The organism is Blastomonas ursincola (assembly GCF_013607875.1).
Lineage (GTDB): Bacteria > Pseudomonadota > Alphaproteobacteria > Sphingomonadales > Sphingomonadaceae > Blastomonas > Blastomonas ursincola.
The window spans coordinates 24099-42345 of record NZ_VDES01000001.1; the positions used below are offsets into that span (position 1 = coordinate 24099).

General features: G+C 64.9%; 16 protein-coding genes and 1 pseudogene. 4 read left to right on the plus strand and 13 right to left on the minus strand.

Annotation, left to right across the window (positions count from 1 at the left end; genetic code table 11):
- Window positions 1-106: 106 nt before the first annotated feature.
- Both FG486_RS00145 and FG486_RS00150 read right to left on the minus strand, forming a co-directional pair.
- Window positions 107-637, minus strand: a complete 531-nt coding sequence (locus FG486_RS00145) for a hypothetical protein (protein WP_181265990.1) — start codon at window positions 635-637, stop codon at window positions 107-109.
- 261 nt (window positions 638-898) lie between these two features.
- On the minus strand, window positions 899-1195 hold the full coding sequence (locus tag FG486_RS00150; protein ID WP_181265991.1) for an Rrf2 family transcriptional regulator: 297 nt from the start codon (window positions 1193-1195) through the stop codon (window positions 899-901).
- Between the two features lie 25 nt (window positions 1196-1220).
- Between FG486_RS00150 and FG486_RS00155 the strand changes: the two are divergent.
- Window positions 1221-1490 (plus strand): annotated as a pseudogene (locus tag FG486_RS00155) (globin domain-containing protein); the annotation flags it as partial.
- A gap of 36 nt (window positions 1491-1526) precedes the next feature.
- On the opposite strand, the gene lpdA reads toward FG486_RS00155, so the two are convergent.
- The 3 genes from lpdA to FG486_RS00170 form a co-directional block, all read right to left on the minus strand.
- The gene (gene lpdA, locus FG486_RS00160; RefSeq protein WP_181265992.1) at window positions 1527-2921 is read right to left on the minus strand and encodes a dihydrolipoyl dehydrogenase; all 1395 of its coding nucleotides are present in this window, start codon (window positions 2919-2921) and stop codon (window positions 1527-1529) included.
- A 23-nt stretch (window positions 2922-2944) separates the two neighbouring features.
- Window positions 2945-3385: a hypothetical protein gene (locus FG486_RS00165; protein ID WP_066280555.1), complete on the minus strand. Its 441-nt coding sequence runs from the start codon at window positions 3383-3385 to the stop codon at window positions 2945-2947.
- 79 nt (window positions 3386-3464) lie between these two features.
- Entirely contained in the window at window positions 3465-4760 is a 1296-nt protein-coding gene (locus tag FG486_RS00170; protein WP_181265993.1) for a pyruvate dehydrogenase complex dihydrolipoamide acetyltransferase, read from the minus strand.
- A gap of 131 nt (window positions 4761-4891) precedes the next feature.
- On the opposite strand from FG486_RS00170, the gene FG486_RS00175 reads away from it, so the two are divergent.
- Window positions 4892-5347 (plus strand): universal stress protein, encoded by a 456-nt coding sequence (locus tag FG486_RS00175; RefSeq protein ID WP_023838999.1) that lies wholly within the window; start codon window positions 4892-4894, stop codon window positions 5345-5347.
- A 6-nt stretch (window positions 5348-5353) separates the two neighbouring features.
- On the opposite strand, the gene rnr is transcribed toward FG486_RS00175, so the two are convergent.
- The 3 genes from rnr to phaR form a co-directional block, all read right to left on the minus strand.
- Window positions 5354-7603, minus strand: a complete 2250-nt coding sequence (rnr, locus tag FG486_RS00180) for a ribonuclease R (protein ID WP_181265994.1) — start codon at window positions 7601-7603, stop codon at window positions 5354-5356.
- A gap of 58 nt (window positions 7604-7661) precedes the next feature.
- Window positions 7662-9194: a proline--tRNA ligase gene (proS, locus tag FG486_RS00185; protein WP_181265995.1), complete on the minus strand. Its 1533-nt coding sequence runs from the start codon at window positions 9192-9194 to the stop codon at window positions 7662-7664.
- Window positions 9195-9289: 95 nt separating this feature from the next.
- Window positions 9290-9865: a polyhydroxyalkanoate synthesis repressor PhaR gene (phaR, locus tag FG486_RS00190; protein WP_181265996.1), complete on the minus strand. Its 576-nt coding sequence runs from the start codon at window positions 9863-9865 to the stop codon at window positions 9290-9292.
- A gap of 223 nt (window positions 9866-10088) precedes the next feature.
- Between phaR and FG486_RS00195 the strand changes: the two genes are divergently transcribed.
- Window positions 10089-10973 carry an alpha/beta fold hydrolase gene (locus FG486_RS00195; protein WP_181265997.1) on the plus strand — a complete coding sequence of 295 codons (885 nt, stop codon included), beginning with the start codon at window positions 10089-10091 and terminating at the stop codon, window positions 10971-10973.
- 42 nt (window positions 10974-11015) lie between these two features.
- On the plus strand, window positions 11016-12188 hold the full coding sequence (locus FG486_RS00200; RefSeq protein ID WP_181265998.1) for an acetyl-CoA C-acetyltransferase: 1173 nt from the start codon (window positions 11016-11018) through the stop codon (window positions 12186-12188).
- A 109-nt stretch (window positions 12189-12297) separates the two neighbouring features.
- Here the strand turns inward: FG486_RS00200 and alr are convergent, their stop codons facing one another.
- From alr to FG486_RS00225, 5 genes are read right to left on the minus strand one after another with little or no spacing between them, the layout of a single operon-like run.
- A complete protein-coding gene (gene alr / locus FG486_RS00205) occupies window positions 12298-13323 on the minus strand; it encodes an alanine racemase (protein ID WP_181266800.1) in 1026 nt (341 codons plus the stop codon).
- Window positions 13324-13345: 22 nt separating this feature from the next.
- Window positions 13346-14935 carry an MFS transporter gene (locus tag FG486_RS00210; RefSeq protein ID WP_181265999.1) on the minus strand — a complete coding sequence of 530 codons (1590 nt, stop codon included), beginning with the start codon at window positions 14933-14935 and terminating at the stop codon, window positions 13346-13348.
- A gap of 31 nt (window positions 14936-14966) precedes the next feature.
- Window positions 14967-15401: a hypothetical protein gene (locus FG486_RS00215; protein ID WP_181266000.1), complete on the minus strand. Its 435-nt coding sequence runs from the start codon at window positions 15399-15401 to the stop codon at window positions 14967-14969.
- Complete coding sequence (locus FG486_RS00220; RefSeq protein WP_181266001.1) at window positions 15398-17395, minus strand: acetyl-CoA carboxylase biotin carboxylase subunit; 1998 nt, start codon at window positions 17393-17395, stop codon at window positions 15398-15400. Before FG486_RS00220 ends, FG486_RS00215 begins: the two co-directional genes overlap by 4 nt.
- Window positions 17374-18240 carry an alpha/beta hydrolase gene (locus FG486_RS00225; protein ID WP_181266002.1) on the minus strand — a complete coding sequence of 289 codons (867 nt, stop codon included), beginning with the start codon at window positions 18238-18240 and terminating at the stop codon, window positions 17374-17376. Before FG486_RS00225 ends, FG486_RS00220 begins: the two co-directional genes overlap by 22 nt.
- Window positions 18241-18247 lie beyond the last annotated feature (7 nt).

Consider the following 18247-nt stretch of genomic DNA (forward strand, 5'->3'; position numbering starts at 1 on the left):
TCATGTTCCGCACCGTCCATGCCAACACGGCATAGGCCGGGGAGACGGTGGCGCTCGGTAGGGAGCACGGGCACCGGGTCGTTGTCCCCGTGACGATCGGCCAGGCTCAGGCCAGCAGCCGCTGCCCCGCCCCCAGCCCGCGTGGGGCAGCCGATCGCGCCGCCAGAAAGCCGATCGACAGATGCGGCGGAGGCGACACCAGGGACGCATAATCGGAAGTTTCCGCAACCCTGGAATGGCTGTCCGGGAAAATGTCGCACAGCTTACCTTCAGGCCTCGGAGCCCAAGAGCTCTGGCATCGGGCACCTGTCTTCAGCAGAGGATTGGGTTTCCACTTTGCAGCGACCGAAGCGGGCGCCACATAGCCTGTCCTGCACCACGACTGCCATTTGGGGATCGAGACCTGAGCGACCGGCGTGCTTGCGGTTGACGGGAGCGTAAATTCCGGTGCCGGGTTGGGCACGAAAACCGGACGAGGCCTGTAGGAGACATGGGCCCAATCATGGCCATCATTATGGCGGGCGTAATTGGCCAGCGCCGCGATGCGCTCGGTAGCAGGGGCAACCGATTGCCACACCGTGAGCACTGCAAATATTACCACGCCGGCGAAGATCACCGTAAAAATAGCCGTACCCATGACACAGATGTCCTATTGGGAGACGGATAGCCTCCCAGCCACAACCCGTGACAGCCTGTTTATAACATTGTGCATAACCAGTTGTCCATAAAAATGGACACTCGATGTTATAAATGGTTTTTCTTGGTTTTTATTTTGCCGCCCGCCAATGATATCCGCAGCAGCAAATGGCGCACAGCTTCACATTTTATCGTTTTATCGCAGCAGTTTATCCGGAATAATGGCATAGGTCGCCAGCGGGGTGCGCCTCCACCCTGGTGCTCACTCAGCAGGTAGAACGCGCTGCGGCAAGCGCGAAGTCCGCGCCGCCATCGCCAGCGTCTGGCCGTCAAGCGTCCTGAGAAACGCTTGTGCGGCCTGGTGCAGCATGCCCGTCAGCCCGCAATGGCTCTGCAGGATGCAGCCGTCACAATCGGCGAGCTGGATGCATGGTTCAGTCAGCCGGACGACCTCGCCCAAGGTCATGTCCTCTGCCGACCGTCCGAGCCGGAAGCCGCCTGATCTGCCCCGCACCGTCGCCAGCAGCCCGGCCTGGGCCAGTTGGTTGACGACCTTCATCGCATTGTTCCGCGAAATGCCGTGATCCGCCGCGATCCCGGGCTATGCCGAGAATGTCGACAAGCTGCAGAACCTGGCCCCCGTCGTCCAGCGCATGGTCGCGCGGCATGTCGAGTGCGGCGTGAAAGCCGAGCATTACCCCTATGTCGCCGAAGCGCTGTTGCCCGCCATCCGCGACGTCATCGGTGAAGGCGCGACCGACGAGGTGCTGGCAGCCTGGGGCGAGGCCTATTGGTTCCTCGCCGACATCCTGATCGGCAAGGAAGCGGCATTGTACGAGGAAATCGCCGCCTGATGCGAAACGGGGCGGTTCGCGCCGCCCCGTCCCCAATCAGAAATGCAGCGCGCGACCATAGGCGCTCAGTACGCCCTCATGCATCATCTCGCTCAGCGTCGGGTGCGCGAAGACGGTGTGGATCAGGTCTTCCTCGGTCGTCTCGAGCTGGCGCGCGATCACATAGCCCTGGATCAGCTCGGTGACTTCCGCGCCGATCATGTGCGCGCCGAGCAGCTCGCCGGTCTTGGCGTCGAACACGGTCTTGATGAAGCCCTCGGCCTCGCCCAGCGCGATCGCCTTGCCGTTGCCGATGAACGGGAAGTTGCCGACCTTGACCTCGTGCCCGGCCTCCTTGGCCTTGGCTTCGGTGAGGCCGACACTGGCCACCTGCGGGCGCGAATAGGTGCAGCCCGGAATGTTCCAGGTCTCGAACGGATGGGGGTTCTTGCCCGCGATATGCTCGACCGCGATGATGCCCTCATGGCTCGCCTTATGCGCCAGCCAGGGCGGGCCGGTGACATCGCCGATCGCGCGGATGCCCGGAACGTTGGTCTGGCCGAATCCATCGACGACGATATGGCCGCGTTCGGTCTTCACGCCCAGCGCTTCAAGGCCGATATCCTCGGTATTGGGCACGATGCCGATCGCGACGATGGCGTGGCTGAAGCTATGCTCCTCGCTCTTACCGTCCTTGGTCTTGATCTTCGCCTTCACGCCCTTTCCGTCGCTGGTCAGCGCCTCGACGCCCGCGCCGGTCAGGATCGTCATGCCCTGCTTCTTCAGCGCCTTTTCCATGAACGCGCTGACATCGGCATCCTCGACCGGCAGGATGCGGTCGAGCATTTCGACGATGGTCACTTCCGCGCCCATGTCGCTGTAGAAGCTGGCAAACTCGACGCCGATCGCGCCCGATCCGATCACCAGCAGCTTAGCTGGCATTTCGGTCGGGGTCATCGCGTGACGATAGGTCCAGATCTTCTTGCCATCCGCCTTGGCGAACGGCAGGTCACGCGCGCGCGCGCCGGTGGCGACAATGATCTCCTTGGCCTCCAGCTCGCGCACCTGGTCGCCCTGGGTGACGGTCATCTTGCCCTTGCCGGTCAGCTTGCCGGTGCCTTCGACCACGGTGATCTTGTTCTTCTTCATCAGGCCTTTGACGCCCGCATTGAGCTGTCCCGAGACCGCGCGGCTGCGCGCGACGATCTTCTCGAGCTCGAAGCCGACCTTTTCGGCGGTCAGCCCGTAATTGCCGGCATGGCTCATGTAATGGAAGATTTCGGAAGTGCGCAGCAATGCCTTGGTGGGAATGCAGCCCCAGTTGAGGCAGATGCCGCCCAGCCGCTCGCGCTCGACGATCGCGGTCTTGAGACCCAGCTGCGCCGCGCGGATCGCGGAAACATATCCGCCAGGGCCCGAGCCCAGCACGATGAGGTCGAAACTTTCAGCCATGAGCGGTCTCTTTCTTTCCGGTCTTAATGGGTCGATACGCCCGCAGGCGGGCCATCGGAGGGGGAGGAAGACAATTTGGCGCTGCGCTTCATCAGGTCGAGATTGCACAGCATCCAGACGATGCCCGCCGCGACGGCCGGCGCGTAAGCCAGTTCGGCATAGGCGACCACCTCGGTCAAGAACAGCACGAGCAGAAACCCGCTCTCCGCAGCAACGCCGATGAGCAGCGGCAGGCGCAGCCAGGTCGGCGCGCGGCTGCGATCAAGCGCATAGGCGACACCGGTCATGCACAGCAGCACGGCGAATACCATGATGAAGGTGTAATAGGCGTCCTCGGTGCCGACGAACATATCGCTAAGGTCCGCCGATCCCTCCTGGAACAGCGTGAACACGAACCGGCTCGCCAGCGTGGCGATGCAGGTGGGCAGCAGCAAGCGGCGGAAGAGGAAGGTGAGGATGGTCATAGAATCGCAGCACCCGCATCAATGCCCCTCTCCCGTAATGGGAGAGGGGCTATAAGGTCAGCCCCTGGCCCGGCTCAACTCAAGCCAGCATGCCCAGCGGGTTCTCGCACAGGTCCTTGAACGCCGCCATCAGCTGCGCGCCGTCGGCGCCGTCGATGGCGCGGTGGTCGAAGCTGCCGGTGGCGCTCATCACCGTGGCGATGCCGAGCGCGTCATCGACGATATACGGACGCTTTTCACCCGCGCCGATCGCCATGATCATGCCCTGGGGCGGGTTGATGACTGCCTCGAAATGCTTGATGCCGAACATGCCCATGTTCGACAGGCTGGCGGTACCGCCCTGATATTCGTGCGGCTGCAGCTTGCCGTCCTTGGCGCGGCTCGCCAATTCCTTCATCTCGGTCGAGATCGCACCCACCGCCTTGGTTTCGGCACCGACGATGATCGGGGTGATCAGGCCGGCAGGCGTGCTGACCGCCACCGAAATGTCGGCGCGCTGGTAGCTGATCAGCTGATCGCCCGCGAAGGTGACGTTGCACTTGGGAACCTGGATCAGGCTCTTGGCGAGCGCCTTGATCAGCAGGTCGTTGACCGAGAGCTTCACGCCCTGCGCCTCGAGCGCCTTGTTGAGTTCGCTCCGGAGCTTGAGCAGCTTGTCAAGCTGCACATCGACGGTGAGATAGATGTGTGGGATCGTCTGCTTCGCTTCGGTCAGGCGGCGCGCAATCGTCTTGCGCATGTTCGAGAGCTTGCTCGCCTCGTGCGGAATGTCGGTGGTGAACGGCGCAGCCGCTGCCGCGGGGGCTGGCGTTGGGGCAGCAGCGGGCGCAGCCGCAGCCTGGGGTGCTGCGGCGCTCGCCTGGCCGGGCTTGGCGTCCTCGACATCGGCCTTGACGATACGGCCGCCGGGGCCGGTGCCCTTGATCGTCGCAAGATCGAGGCCCTTGGCGGCGGCGATGCGCTTGGCAAGCGGGCTCGCCTTGATGCGGTCGTCGCTCGACGATGCTGCAGCGGGGGCAGGAGCGGGAGCGGGAGCGGGCGCCGGAGCGGCCTTGGCCTCGGCAGCCGGAGCCGGTTCGGGTGCCGCCGCCGGCGCCGGAGCAGCGGCAGCGGGCGCATCGCCCACATCCTCGCCCTCGGCAGCGATGATCGCGATCACCTCGCCCACCTTCACATTGTCAGTTCCGGCGGGGATCAGGATCTTGGCGACCACGCCTTCGTCCACCGCTTCGAATTCCATGGTTGCCTTGTCGGTCTCGATCTCGGCCAGCAGGTCGCCGGAAGCAACGGTGTCGCCTTCCTTGACCAGCCATTTGGCGAGGGTGCCTTCCTCCATCGTCGGCGAGAGGGCGGGCATTTTCAGATTGATAGGCATTGGGTGTCTTTCCCCCGATTCAGTGACCGGCGCCGTTCTCGACGCTTCAAGCCGTAGGGTCAAGGGGGCAGACCCTTGCCACACCTATCATTTTGACGCAGTCTGCCGCGCAGCAAACGGGGCAGCAAAAAATGCGGGTATATCTGGTCATCATGGATGAGACGAGCGAGGCGCTGACGGCGCTACGCTTTGCCTCCCGCCGCGCACAGCATACCGGCGGTCAGGTGCATATCCTGGCGCTCGTGCCCAAGCAGGATTTCGTTGCCTGGGGCGGCGTGCAGGCGACCATCGAGGACGAGGCGCGCAGCCGCGCCGAGGCCCTGGTCACCGATGCCGCCGGCACCCTGTTCGAAGACATGGGACAGCGCCCGATGATCACGGTGCGGATGGGCGATGCCACCAAGGAAATCCGCAATTACATGGCCAGTTGCCCGGACCTTGCCATGCTGGTGCTGGGCGCTGCCGCCACCGGCGCGCCGGGGCCCTTGATTACCCATTTCGCCGGAGCCGATGCCGGTGCCCTTCCCTGCCCCGTCACCATCGTGCCCGGCGGACTTTCCGACGAGGAAATCGACCGGATGTCCTGATCCGCCTCAGCGGCTCTGATGACGAATATTGGCGGGACGGCCGCGCCGCTTGATCGGCGGGCGACCGCCAGGGCGGTTGCCGGGGCCCTTGCTGCGTGGCGGCGGGCCGGGCATGTAATTGCCGCCCTCGGGCAGTTCGAACTTGATCGCCCCGGTCACCGGATCAGCCTCGGCCAGACGCAGTTCGAGCCGCTGCCCCACCGCATAGCGCTCGCCGCTGCTTTCGCCGGTCAATGTCTGCGATGCCTCGTCATACCAGAAGCGCTCCGCGCCCAGGGTCGACACGGGCACCAGCCCGTCGCCGCCGAATTCTTCGATCGTCGCGAAAAAGCCGAAGCTCTGCACGCCGGTGATGCGGACCTTGTGAATCTCGCCAACCTTGGTGGCGAGAAACGCGGCGACATAGCGGTCCACCGTCTCGCGCTCGGCCTCCATCGCGCGCCGCTCGAATCCGCTGATCAGCTCACAGATCCGGTCGAGCGAGGCAGCATCGTGCTCGGCCAAGCCCGTGGTCGGCGGAAGGTCGAGCCTCGGCGCGGGCGGTTGCTCGAGGCCGTGCGCGTCGACCAGCGCGCGGTGCAGCAGCAGATCGGCATAGCGCCGGATCGGGCTGGTGAAATGGCCGTAGGACGCGAGCGATAGCCCGAAATGCCCCATGTTGCGCGGCCCGTAATAGGCCTGGGTCTGGCTGCGCAGCACCTGTTCCATCACCAGCGGCTTGACCGTGTCGTCGCTAACCTTGGCCAGGATGCCGTTGAAGGTGGCGGGCCGCACGACCTGACCGAGCGCGAAGCTGATATCGAACGTCGCGAGATAATCCTTGAGCGCGACCAGTTTCTCGCGCGAGGGCGGTTCGTGGACGCGGTAGACCACAGGGGCCTTTTTCGCCTCGAGCGCCTTGGCCGCAGCGACATTGGCGGCGATCATGAAATCCTCAACTAGCCGGTGCGCATCGAGGCGCTCGCGCACCGCAACGCTGACGATGCGCCAGGCCTCGTCGAGCACGATCCGCCGCTCGGGCAGGTCGAGATCGAGCGGCTCGCGCGCCTCGCGCGCCATGAACAGCAGCTTCCAGCACGCCCAGAGCGGCTTGAGGACGCTGTCGGTCAGTTCGTGCGGCTTCGCCCCATCGATCGCCGCCTGCGCGTCCTCATAGGCGATATTGGCCGCCAGCCGCACCAGCGCGCGGGTGAAGCGCCAGTTCCTGAGCTTGCCCGATGCGTCCATGACGAGGTGACACACCATCGCCGCGCGGTCCTGCCCGGCTTTCAGCGAGCACATGTCCGCCGAAAGTATTTCGGGCAGCATCGGCACGACGCGGTCGGGGAAATAGACGCTGTTGCCACGCTTGCGCGCCGCGCGGTCGATCGCGCCGCCGGGGCGGACATAATAGCTGACATCGGCAATCGCGACGATCGCGCGATAGCCGCCCGCATTGGCCGGGTCGTCGTCGGGGGTCGCCCAGATCGCATCGTCATGATCGCGCGCGTCGACCGGATCGATCGCGACGATCGGGATATGGCGCAGGTCCTCGCGATGGTCGGCGGACAGCGGCAGCTTCGCCGCGCGCTCGGCCTCTTCGATGGCATCGGACGCAAAGTCGTGCGGAATGCCGTATTTATGGATCGCGATTAAGCTGAACGAGCGCGGTGCAAACGGCTCGCCCAGCACTTCGGTGACCTTCGCGCTGATCCGGTCGCGCTGGCCGTGCTGCTCGGCGAGCACCAGCTGGCCCGGCTCGGCGTTGCCCGGATCGGATATGGGCACCATGCGGCGGATGCGCTTGTCAACGGGCTTGAGCCACAATTTGCGTCCCTCGCCCTTCTCCACTACGCCGAGCAACTGCTCGTTCGCGCGCTGGAGCTTCTTCATCACGAAGGCGCGATAGCCGCTGCCCGCCTCTTCGGTGCGCGCGAGCACCCGGTCGCCGACAGCGAGCGCCGAGCGCCCGCGTTCGGACAGGCGCACGCGCGGCATCGGCACGCCCTCGGCCTGCCAGTTGTCCGGTATCGCGATCAGATCGCGGCCATCGGCCTCGATCACCTTGAGCACGGTGACCTTGGGCAGACCGCCCATCTTGTGGAACGCCCTGCCCTTGTCGCTGTCGATCAGGCCTTCATCGGCCATGTCCTTGAGCAGCGCCTTGAGCGCGATCTTTTCCGCGCCTTTCAGCCGGAAATGCTTGGCGATCTCGCGCTTGCCTGCCGCGTCCTGGCTCTCGCCGAGGAATTTCAGGATCTCGTCACGACTAGGCATCCCCGCCGCAGCGCGATCCGGCTTTCCCTTGCCTGAGCGAGCGCCTGCCACCCCGGGCTCAATAGGCCCGGGCGAGCAGAACGCGCTCGACCGCGGGACCGCCGGTGAAGAAGCAGCTCGCGCCCTTTGGCGACGAACCCTCGGGCGTGTTGCGAATGGTGAGCTTCAGTGCCTTCAGCTGCTCGACCACCTTGTCCAGCGCCTCGCCGGTCGGGCGGCACCAGTCCACCGCGACCCAGCCGGGGTGCTTGCTGCCCTCGAAATGCGCCTTCAGGCCTTCGAGATCGGTCACGTCCTCGCGGATTTCGGCATCGAGCCGCGCCTTGGCCGAGCAGAACATCAGCGTCTGGATCTGGTCGAGCAGCGCCGGGGCCTGGCCGACGAACGATTCCCAGTGCATCGCCTGGTTGGCGAGCTTGCCGTCCTCGCCATAAAGCGAGTCGCGGCGCAGCATCGTCACCTGCTCGCCCGCCGCATCGCGGCCGCCGATCTCGAGGATGATCGGCGCGCCCTTCTTGACCCAGCCCCAGCGCTTGGGACCGGCCTTGCCGGGCTTCTTGTCGATCAGCACGCGCAACGGCTCGCCGAACGCCGAGGCATCGATCAACGCGTTGCGAATCTTGGTGCAATAGGCGAGCAGTGCCTCGTCCTCGGGCGTCTCGCGCAGCATCGGAACGATCACGATCTGGTGCGGCGCGATCTGCGGCGGAACCTTCAGGCCATCGTCGTCACCATGCGTCATGATCACCCCGCCGACCAGACGCGTCGATACACCCCAACTGGTGGTGTGCGCGAACTGGAACTGGCCCTCGCGGTCCTGGAAGCGGATGTTCTGCGCATGCGCGAAATTCTGGCCGAGATAGTGCGAGGTGCCGGCCTGCAGCGCCTTGCCGTCCTGCATCATCGCCTCGATCGAATAGGTCGCGACCGCACCGGGAAAGCGTTCGTTCTCGGGCTTCTCGCCTGCGATCACGGGCATGGCAAGCGGGCCTTGCGCGAAATCGCGGTACATCTGCAGAATGGTCAGCGTCTCGCCCATCGCATCCGTTTCGTTCTCGTGCGCGGTATGGCCTTCCTGCCACAGGAATTCCGAGGTGCGCAGGAACATCCGGGTGCGCATTTCCCAGCGCACGACATTGGCCCATTGGTTGACCATGATCGGCAGGTCGCGCCAGCTCTGCAGCCAGCGCGAGAAGGCGGTGCCGATCACCGTTTCCGAGGTGGGGCGCACGACCAGCGGCTCTTCCAGCTTCGCCTCGGGATCGACGACCAGCGCGCCGTCCTCCATCTTCAGCCGATGGTGGGTGACGACCGCCATTTCCTTGGCAAAGCCTTCGACATGCTCGGCCTCCTTGGCGAAATAGCTCAAGGGGATGAACAGCGGGAAATAGCAGTTCTCGTGGCCCGATTCCTTGATCTTGCGGTCGAGCAGCATCTGGATGCGTTCCCAGATGCCATAGCCCCAGGGGCGCATGATCATGCAGCCGCGTACCCCCGATTCCTCGGCGAGATCGGCTTCCTGGATGACAGCCTGATACCAGGCGGCAAAATCTTCCTGCCGGGTGACGGGCAGTGCGTTCTTCTGGCTCACGTGAATTTCAGTCCTGCAATCAAGATAGGCCCGCGTGCCTAGGCTCTGCCGAGCCAACAGGCAATTGCCTGTTTCCGTTCCAGGCGGCCTATCGGTTATTTCTTGTCGACAAGATCGTCGATCTTGCGCTGCATGGCCGAAAGCTGGGCCTTGAGCGCGGCGATTTCGTCATCGGACGAGGCTGCGGCAGTCGGCTGGGCCGGGCTGGCCGGCTTGTCCTTGCGCGGCGTGAATGCGCTGGATGCCGCTTCGAACATCGCCAGATTCTGCCGCGCGAGCTGCGCGAACGGGCTGTTCTTGATGCTGCCTTCCATCGCGCTCTGGAACTTCTCCTGGTTCTTGCGAAAGGCCTCCATCGAGGCTTCGAGATATTGCGGGATCATCGACTGCATCGAATTGCCGTACATCGAGATCAGCTCGCGCAGGAAGCCGACGGGCAGCATCTGCTGGCCGCTCGATTCCTCTTCCATGATGATCTGGGTCAGGATGTTATGGGTGATGTCGTCGCCGGTCTTGGCATCGACGACCTGGAAATCCTTGCCTTCGCGGGTCAGCTTGGCAAGGTAGTCCAGCGTGATATAGCTCGACGACCGGGTGTTGTAGAGACGACGGTTGGCGTATTTTTTGATGATGATGACATCATCCGAATCCGAGGTGCCAGACTTGGCCATGCGTGCATCTCCCGTTCAATCCCATGGGACTGTAGCACCGCAGCATAGTGCACTGCAACATGCACCCCGCCCTTTACCACTTTTCCTGGCACTGGCCCGCCAGCAGCTCGCTGATGATCCCCCGCGCCTGATCCAGCTTTTGCAGGCGCTTGACCTTTACGGACGCGCAGATCGCAGCTTTCTGCGCAAGCCTGGGACAGTCTTGCTGCAGCACGGAAAGGCCATGTTGCGCAGTGCAGCAGGGTTAACGCTCGAACAGAGCGCAGCATCCCCGCAGATCGTGTTCGTACCCTCGCCCATCAACGCGCCGCACGTGCTCGACATGGATGCCGATTGCTCGCTGATGGGATGGCTCGGCCGCGAGGGCCTCTCGTCGGCGCTAGTCGACTGGGGCACGACCGCGCCCGCGCATCGCGATCACGATCTCGATCATCTCGCCACCCGGCTGCTGCTGCCGATGCTGCAGGCGATCGGCCGCCCGGTGCATCTGGTCGGCTATTGCCTGGGCGGCATGATCGCGATGGCGGCAGCCTGCCATATCGAGGTGCGCAGCCTGACGCTGATCGCGACGCCCTGGCATTTCAGCGGCTATCCGGCCAGGCGGCGCGAGGAGCTGACCGTAATGTGGCAGCATCACCGCCCGGCCTGCGAGGCGATGGGGCTGGTGCCGATGGAGGTGATGCAGCACGGCTTCTGGACGCTCTCGCCGGCCAAGCTGATGGAGAAATATCTCAAGTTCGGCGCGATGCCCGAAGACAGCGCCAGCGCGCGGCGTTTCGTTGCGGTGGAGGACTGGGCCAATGGCGGCGAGCCCCTGCCCTTCGCGCTCGGCGCGCAGCTGTTCGAGCAGCTCTATCGCGACGACCGCAGCGGCAGCGGCGATTGGATCGTCGACGGCATTCGCATCGGACCCGATGCCGTGCGCGGGCCGATCATGGAATTCGCCTCGGCCAGCGATGCCATCGTGCCGCTCGCCTGTTCGCCGGACGTGCCGGGCCGCGAGGTGCTGGCATCGGGCCATGTCGGCATGGTCATCGGCGGCAGCGCGCCGACCACGCTCTGGCCGATGCTCAGGCGGTGGATATTGTCACACGAAGCTTCTACATAACGAACACGATCCTTCCTCCCCAGCCATTGGAGAACGCCCATCATGTCGAGCATCGTCATTACCGCCGCCAAGCGCACGCCGGTCGGCAGTTTTCTCGGCGCCTATGCCGCAACGCCTGCACACGAGCTCGGCCGCATAGCGATCGAGGCGGCGCTGGCGCAATCGGGCCTGTCGCCTGACGAGGTGTCCGAAGTGATCCTGGGCCAGGTGCTCACTGCCGCGCAGGGCCAGAATCCGGCGCGCCAGGCCTCGCTCAACGCGGGCGTGCCCAAGGAAGTCCCCGCCTATGGAGTCAACCAGGTCTGCGGATCGGGCCTGCGCGCCGTTGCGCTCGGCTTCCAGTCGATCGCCAATGGCGATGCCGATGTCGTGATCGCGGGCGGACAGGAGAACATGTCGATGTCGCCGCACGCGCAGATGCTGCGTTCGGGCCAGAAGATGGGCGACATGAAGCTTGTCGACACGATGGTCTATGACGGGCTGACCGACGTGTTCAACCAGTATCACATGGGCATCACCGCCGAGAACCTGGCCGAGAAATACCAGATCAGCCGCGAGGCGCAGGACCGCTTTGCCGTCCGTTCGCAGAATCTCGCCGAAGCCGCGCGTGCCGAGGGCCGCTTTGCCGACGAGATCGCACCGGTGACGATCAAGGGCCGCAAGGGCGATACGATCGTCGATCAGGACGAGTATATCCGCGCCGGTGCGACCTATGACAGCGTCGCTGGCCTGAAGCCCGCGTTCAAGAAGGACGGCACCGTCACCGCAGCCAATGCCTCGGGTCTCAACGACGGCGCGGCGGCTCTGGTTCTGATGCGCGAGGAAGACGCGGCGAAGCGCGGCCTCACCCCGCTGGCGCGCATCGCGAGCTGGGCCTCGATGGGCGTCGACCCGTCGATCATGGGCATTGGCCCGGTTTCGGCGAGCCGCCGCGCGCTCGCCAAAGCGGGCTGGAAGGTCGAGGACCTCGACCTGATCGAATCGAACGAGGCGTTCGCGGCACAGGCGCTGTCGGTGACGCAGGAAATGGGCTGGGATCCCGAGAAGGTGAACGTCAATGGCGGCGCGATCGCCATCGGTCACCCCATCGGCGCCAGCGGCGCGCGCGTGCTGACCACGCTGCTTTACGAGATGGGCCGTCGCGACGCGAAAAAGGGCCTGGCGACGTTGTGCATTGGCGGCGGCATGGGCATCGCGCTGACGGTGGAGCGCTAAGCTGCCCGTCACCCCCGCGAAGGCGGGGGTGACGCCGCTGTTGGGTTACCGCTGCAAGCAAGCGGGATTCCGGCGTTCGCGGCAATGACGAGCTATATCGTCCAGGCGCTCAATCCACCCAGATCCGGTCGAACCGTCGGCCGATCTGGGTGAGCCATTCATACTGGCTGATGCCGGTTGCCGCCTGAACCTCGGGCAGCACGAGATCGGCGGCGATCCAGTCGCCTTCGCTGAGGTCTGGCGCGGCGGCGAGATCGATGCACGTCAGGTCCATCGATACGCGGCCCAGGATCGGCAGGCGTGCATCGCCGTGCCGGAACGCGCCGATCGACGACAAGGCCCGCTTGAAACCGTCGGCATAGCCCAGCGCCAGCGTCGCGGTGCGCATGTCGTGCCGGGCGACATAGGTCGCGCCATAGCCGATGCTGTCGCCCGCGCGGACGTGCCGCACCTGCAGGATGCGCGTCTCCAGCCGCATGACCGGGCTGACGTGCTTAGCCAGCGCGTCGCAGGGTACGCCACCATAGAGCGCCAGGCCAGGCCGGGTGCAGTCGAATTGATAGTCTCTGCCCAGCGCGATTCCAGCGCTGTTGGCGAAGCTGTAGCGCGCGGCCTGCACGCTCTGGCGCACCGTCTCGAAGCGCTGGAGCTGCGCGGCATTCTGTGCGCTGTCCTCGTCTGCCGAGGCAAGATGGCTCATGCACAGATCGACATCGAGCCCGGCGCACAGGCCCGCGATATTCTCGCGCCAGTCGAGACCCAGACGGCTCATGCCGGTATCGATCATCACATGGCAGCGCCCGCCACCCGCCTGGCGCCAGCGGGTGATCTGCTCGGCGCTGTTGAGCACCGGCACCGCAAACCCGGCACGCGCCGCGGCCTCCTCGCCCGGCGCGATGCCGTGCAGAACGGCGAGTCGCGCCGGATCGACCCTTCCGGCCAATGCCTGTGCCTCACCCCAGTGCGCGACGAAAAAGTCGCCACACCCTGCTTTCGACAGCCGCTGCACGACCTCGGACGCGCCGAGGCCATAGCCGTCGGCCTTGACCGCCGCGCCAGCGCTCGCTTTGCCGCTCAGCCGGTCGAGCGCGCGCCAATTGGCGACCAGCGCCCCGCCATCGAGCACCAGCCGCATGTTCGCCGACAGTTGAGCGGCCTCAGCCAATATCGTCCTGCCCCGAGGTTTCCGGCAGCCAGATCAGCGACACGGTGAACGCCATCACCACGACCGCGATCGTGTACCACAGCCCCGAATAGGCATCGCCGGTGCGCGCCACGATATATTGCGAGATATAGGGCAGGAAGCCGCCGAAATAGCCGGTGCCGATATGATAGGGGATCGACATCGAGGTATAACGGATCTTGGCGGGGAACAGCTCGACCATGATCGCCGCGACCTGGCCATAGGTCATCGCCGACAGCGCCACCATCAGCGCGACCGAGAGGATGATCAGCAAGGGCTGGCGCGAGGCCGGATCGGACTTGTCGGGATAGCCCGCCTTTTCCAGCGCGGCGACATAGGCCTTTTCGTCATAGCCGCGCACGACCGTGCCGCCGACGCTCAGCGCCACGGCATCACCATCGACCTTGGTGTAGCTGATGCCGCGCTTGCTGAGGAAATTGAGCGCCTTGCCGCACTCGGTGGTCTGCGTGCGCTGCAGCGCATTGAACGCGCATTCGGGCATGGCGAGCGTGACCGGCGAGGTCTTGGTCGCCTGCTCGAGCGCGGGGTTCGCCGCCTGCGCCATCAGGTGGAAGAGCGGGAAAAGCAGCACCACGGTCAGCCCATAGCCGATCAGCAGCAGGCGCTTGCGCCCGACCCGGTCGGACAGCCAGCCGAAGAATACGTAGAGCGGCGCAGCCAGCGTGGCCCCTGCGGCCATGTAGAGCAGCGCATCCTCTTCGGCGACGCGCGCGGTGCCGGTGAGGAAATAGAGCGTGCCGAACTGCGAGGTGTAGTAGATCACCGTCAGGCCCGCGGCGACGCCGAACAGCGCCACCATCACCCGCTTGATGTTGCCGGGATAGCGCAGGCTGTCCATGAACGGGTTCTTCGACGTGGAGCCTGCAGCCTTCATTGCCTGGAAGACCGGGCTTTCGGACAGCTTCATGCGGATATAGAGCGAGATCGCGAGCAGCAGGATCGAGATCAGGAACGGCACGCGCCAGCCCCAGGCGTTAAAATCCTCGGGGCTCATCAGCTTGCGCGTCGCCAGCACGCAGATCACCGCGAGCAGGAAGCCCCCGGCCACCGATGCCTGGATCCAGCTGGTATATTGCCCGCGCTTGCCCGGCGGAGCGTGCTCGGCGACATAGATTGCAGCACCGCCATATTCGCCGCCCAGCGCCAGGCCCTGCAGGCAACGCAGCACCAGCAGCAGCGCCGCGGCCCAGACGCCTGCGGTGGCAAAGGTAGGCAGCAGCCCGATCGAGGCGGTCGCACCGCCCATCAGCGAGATGGTGACGAGGAAGGTGTACTTGCGCCCCACCTTGTCGCCGAGATAACCGAACAGCACCGCGCCCAGCGGTCGCACACCAAAGCCCGCGCCAAAGATCGCCAGCGAGGCGAGCGTGGCGGCGGTGGGGTTGTCGGACGGGAAGAACAGCTGGCCGATCAGCGTCGCCAGGATCCCGTAGACGAAAAAGTCATACCATTCGAAAACCGTGCCGAGCGAGGATGCGACAATCACCAGCCGATCGCGGCTAGCGTCGAAATCCTGCCCGTCTGCTGCAGCCGTTGCGGCCATCCAGCACTCTCCCCATCCAGTCCCTAGGGCGTCAGTCTATGGAGAGGATTTCCAGCGCAATCAACTGGCGAACCATGCGCGCGCCGCGCTGATCGCCCGGAAGCGCCAGGCGGAACGGCCCGTCTTCCTGACCAAGCGGCTCGTAATTGCACTTGTCGACCAGCACCACCCGGGCGTTGCCCAGCATTTCGTCGAGCTCGCCGAGCGAGAATGCCACCGCATAGCCATCGCGCGCATGCGCGACGACAACCTTGCGCAGATCCTTGCCGTGCAGCTTGGACACCGCCGGCAGGCCCGCCTTGGCGAGCACGCCGGTCAACGGCACGCCCTCGCAGCGCTGGACGCTGTCATCATGCCCCACGATGCTGATCTGCTGGCGCGGCAGATCGGCAATCAGTTCGGGCATGATCTCGATGCGTTGCGTCGGTGTCGCCGCCATGGCCAGGGCACTCAGCAGGATCATCATTCCAGCTCCAGGATCACCGCATCGACCGCCAGGCTGTCGCCTTCCGCAGCGCTGATGGTCTTGACCGTCGCCGCCTTCTCGGCGCGCAGGATGTTCTCCATCTTCATCGCCTCGACGATCGCGAGCGGCTGGCCGGGCTGGACCTTGTCGCCTTCGGCCACATGCAGCTTCACCAGCAGACCGGGCATCGGGCAGAGCAGGAAGCGCGACAGGTCGGGCGGAACCTTCTCGATCATGTGCCGGGCGTGCGCGGCGACATGCGCCGGCAGCACCTCGAAGCTGTGCGTCGCACCGCGCGCGGTGAGCGCAAAGCCGGTGCGGGTGCGCTGCACCTTGACCGCCAGTTCGTCGCTCTCTTCCTCGTCGCCGAAATCGGCCACCGCGAGCCTGTCGCCGGGGGTATAGCCCATCGACAGATCGACCACCTCGCCATCGACAACGATCGCGTCCTCACTGACCGAGACTTCCATCGCGATATCGCCTTTTCGCACGCGCCATTCGGACGGAGGCGTCAGGCGGTTGCCGAGCTGGTCCGAGACGCGCAGCGCACGATCGGCCTCTGCGGTCGCGATGAACGCCGCCATTGCCGCCAGACGCCTCAGCAATTCGGGCGAGGCCGGCGCGCCATGGAAGCCGTCGGGATATTCCTCGGCAATGAAGCCGGTGGTGATGTTGCCCGAGCGGAACCGCTCGTGCTGCATCAGCGCCGAGACGAAATCAAGATTGTGCCCAGGCCCCTCGATCTCGAACCGGTCGATCGCGGTGATCTGCCGGTCGATCGCGTCGAGCCGCGTTTCACCATAGGTGATCAGCTTGGCGATCATCGGGTCGTAATGAATCGAGACCTCGCCGCCCTCTTCCACGCCATCGTCGACGCGCACGCCCTTTTTCTGCTTGGGCGGGTTGTAGCGGACCAGACGGCCGATCGACGGCAGGAAGCCGCGATAGGGGTCTTCGGCATAGACGCGGTTTTCCACCGCCCAGCCGGTCAGCTTGATGTCATCCTGCGTGAACGCGAGCGGCTCGCCATTGGCGACGCGGATCATCTGTTCGACCAGATCGACCCCCGTAACCAGTTCGGTGACCGGATGCTCGACCTGAAGCCGGGTGTTCATCTCAAGGAAGTAGAAGCTGTCGCCGGTAGTGTCCGCGCCCGAGACGATCAGCTCGACCGTGCCCGCGCTGTAATAGCCCACCGCGCGCGCCAGCGCGACCGCCTGCTCGCCCATCTTCTTGCGCATCTCGGGGCTGACGAAGGGCGATGGCGCTTCTTCCACCACCTTCTGGTGGCGGCGCTGGATCGAACATTCGCGCTCGCCCAGATAGACGATATTGCCGTGCTGGTCGCCCAGCACCTGGATCTCGATATGGCGCGGCTGTTCGATGAACTTCTCGATGAACACGCGGTCATCGCCGAAGCTGTTCAGCCCCTCGCGCTTGGTCGCCTCGAAGCCTTCGCGGACATCCTGTTCGCTATAGGCCAGGCGCATGCCCTTGCCGCCGCCGCCGGCCGAAGCCTTCATCATCACCGGATAGCCGATCTCGCTGGCAATGCGCACCGCGTGCTCGGTATCCTCGATCTCGCCGACAAAGCCGGGGACGACATTCACGCCCGCCTGCTTGGCGAGCTTCTTGGACTCGATCTTGTCGCCCATGGCTGCAATCGCGTTCGGCGGCGGGCCGATAAAGGTGATGCCGGCGGCCTTCAGCGCCTCGGCAAAGCTGGTCCGTTCGGACAGGAAGCCATAGCCGGGATGGACCGCATCCGCGCCGGTCGCCTTGCACGCCTCGATGATCCTGTCGGCCAGCAGGTACGACTGCGCAGCGGGCGACGGGCCGATATGGACCGCCTCGTCAGCCATTTCGACATGGGGTGAGCGCGCATCGGCATCCGAATAAACGGCGACCGTCTTGATGCCCATCTTGCGGGCGGTGCGGATAACGCGGCAGGCGATCTCGCCCCGGTTGGCGATCAGGATCTTGGTGATTGGCATGCTATGTCAAATCCACTTTGCGGGTCTTGCTCGACCGGAGTTGGGAAAAGATACTGCAGCGCCTCGGGCGCGACGCTGTGGTAGATCGTGGCATGGGTCAGCTGCTGGTGCGGTGCGTAGCACCAGGTGCGGCCTTCGCGCGGGTTGGCGGCCAGCGCCTTGACCAGATTGTCGGTGGCTGCCTGCATCTCGCCGCCCTCGTCGGCGATGGTCAGATACAGGCGATGCGGCTTGAGCATCGGTGTCTTGAGAAGCCCAGCCGCAGCCTGAACGAGCCTGGCCCTGTCCCACCACAGGCTGGGGCTGATCGCCGCATAATGATCGAACAGATCGGGCTCGGCCAGGAAGGTCTCGACGATGAACAGCCCGGCGAGCGATTCCCCGATCACGCCGCTCTCGCCATTGGTCCGATAGCGCGATGCCACCATTGGCATGACCTCGTCGCGGATGAAGGCGCGAAATTCGGCGGAATGGCCTGCCGTGGGATAGCGCTTGAGCAGTTCGGGATCCTGGGTCAGCCCGGTCAGCTCGCGCCGGCGGTCCTGCGTCGCGATGCCGATAACGATCACCGGCTGTGACCGCGCCCAGAGTGCGCCGAGCGCGGTGGTGCCGGTGACGTGGAGGAAATCCTGATCCAGCCCGCCATCGATCAGATACAGCACCGGATAGCTCTTGCCCGATGTCGCATAATCCGCTGGCAGATAGACGTTGACCACCCGATCCTGACCCAGCGGCTTCGACGCGATCGTGTGCGTCTCGCCAATGCTGATCGGCACCGGCTGCGCGGCGACGGGCGCAGCGCAGGCCAGGGCGATACCGATCAGGGTGGCGAGCGGGCGGATCATGCGGCCG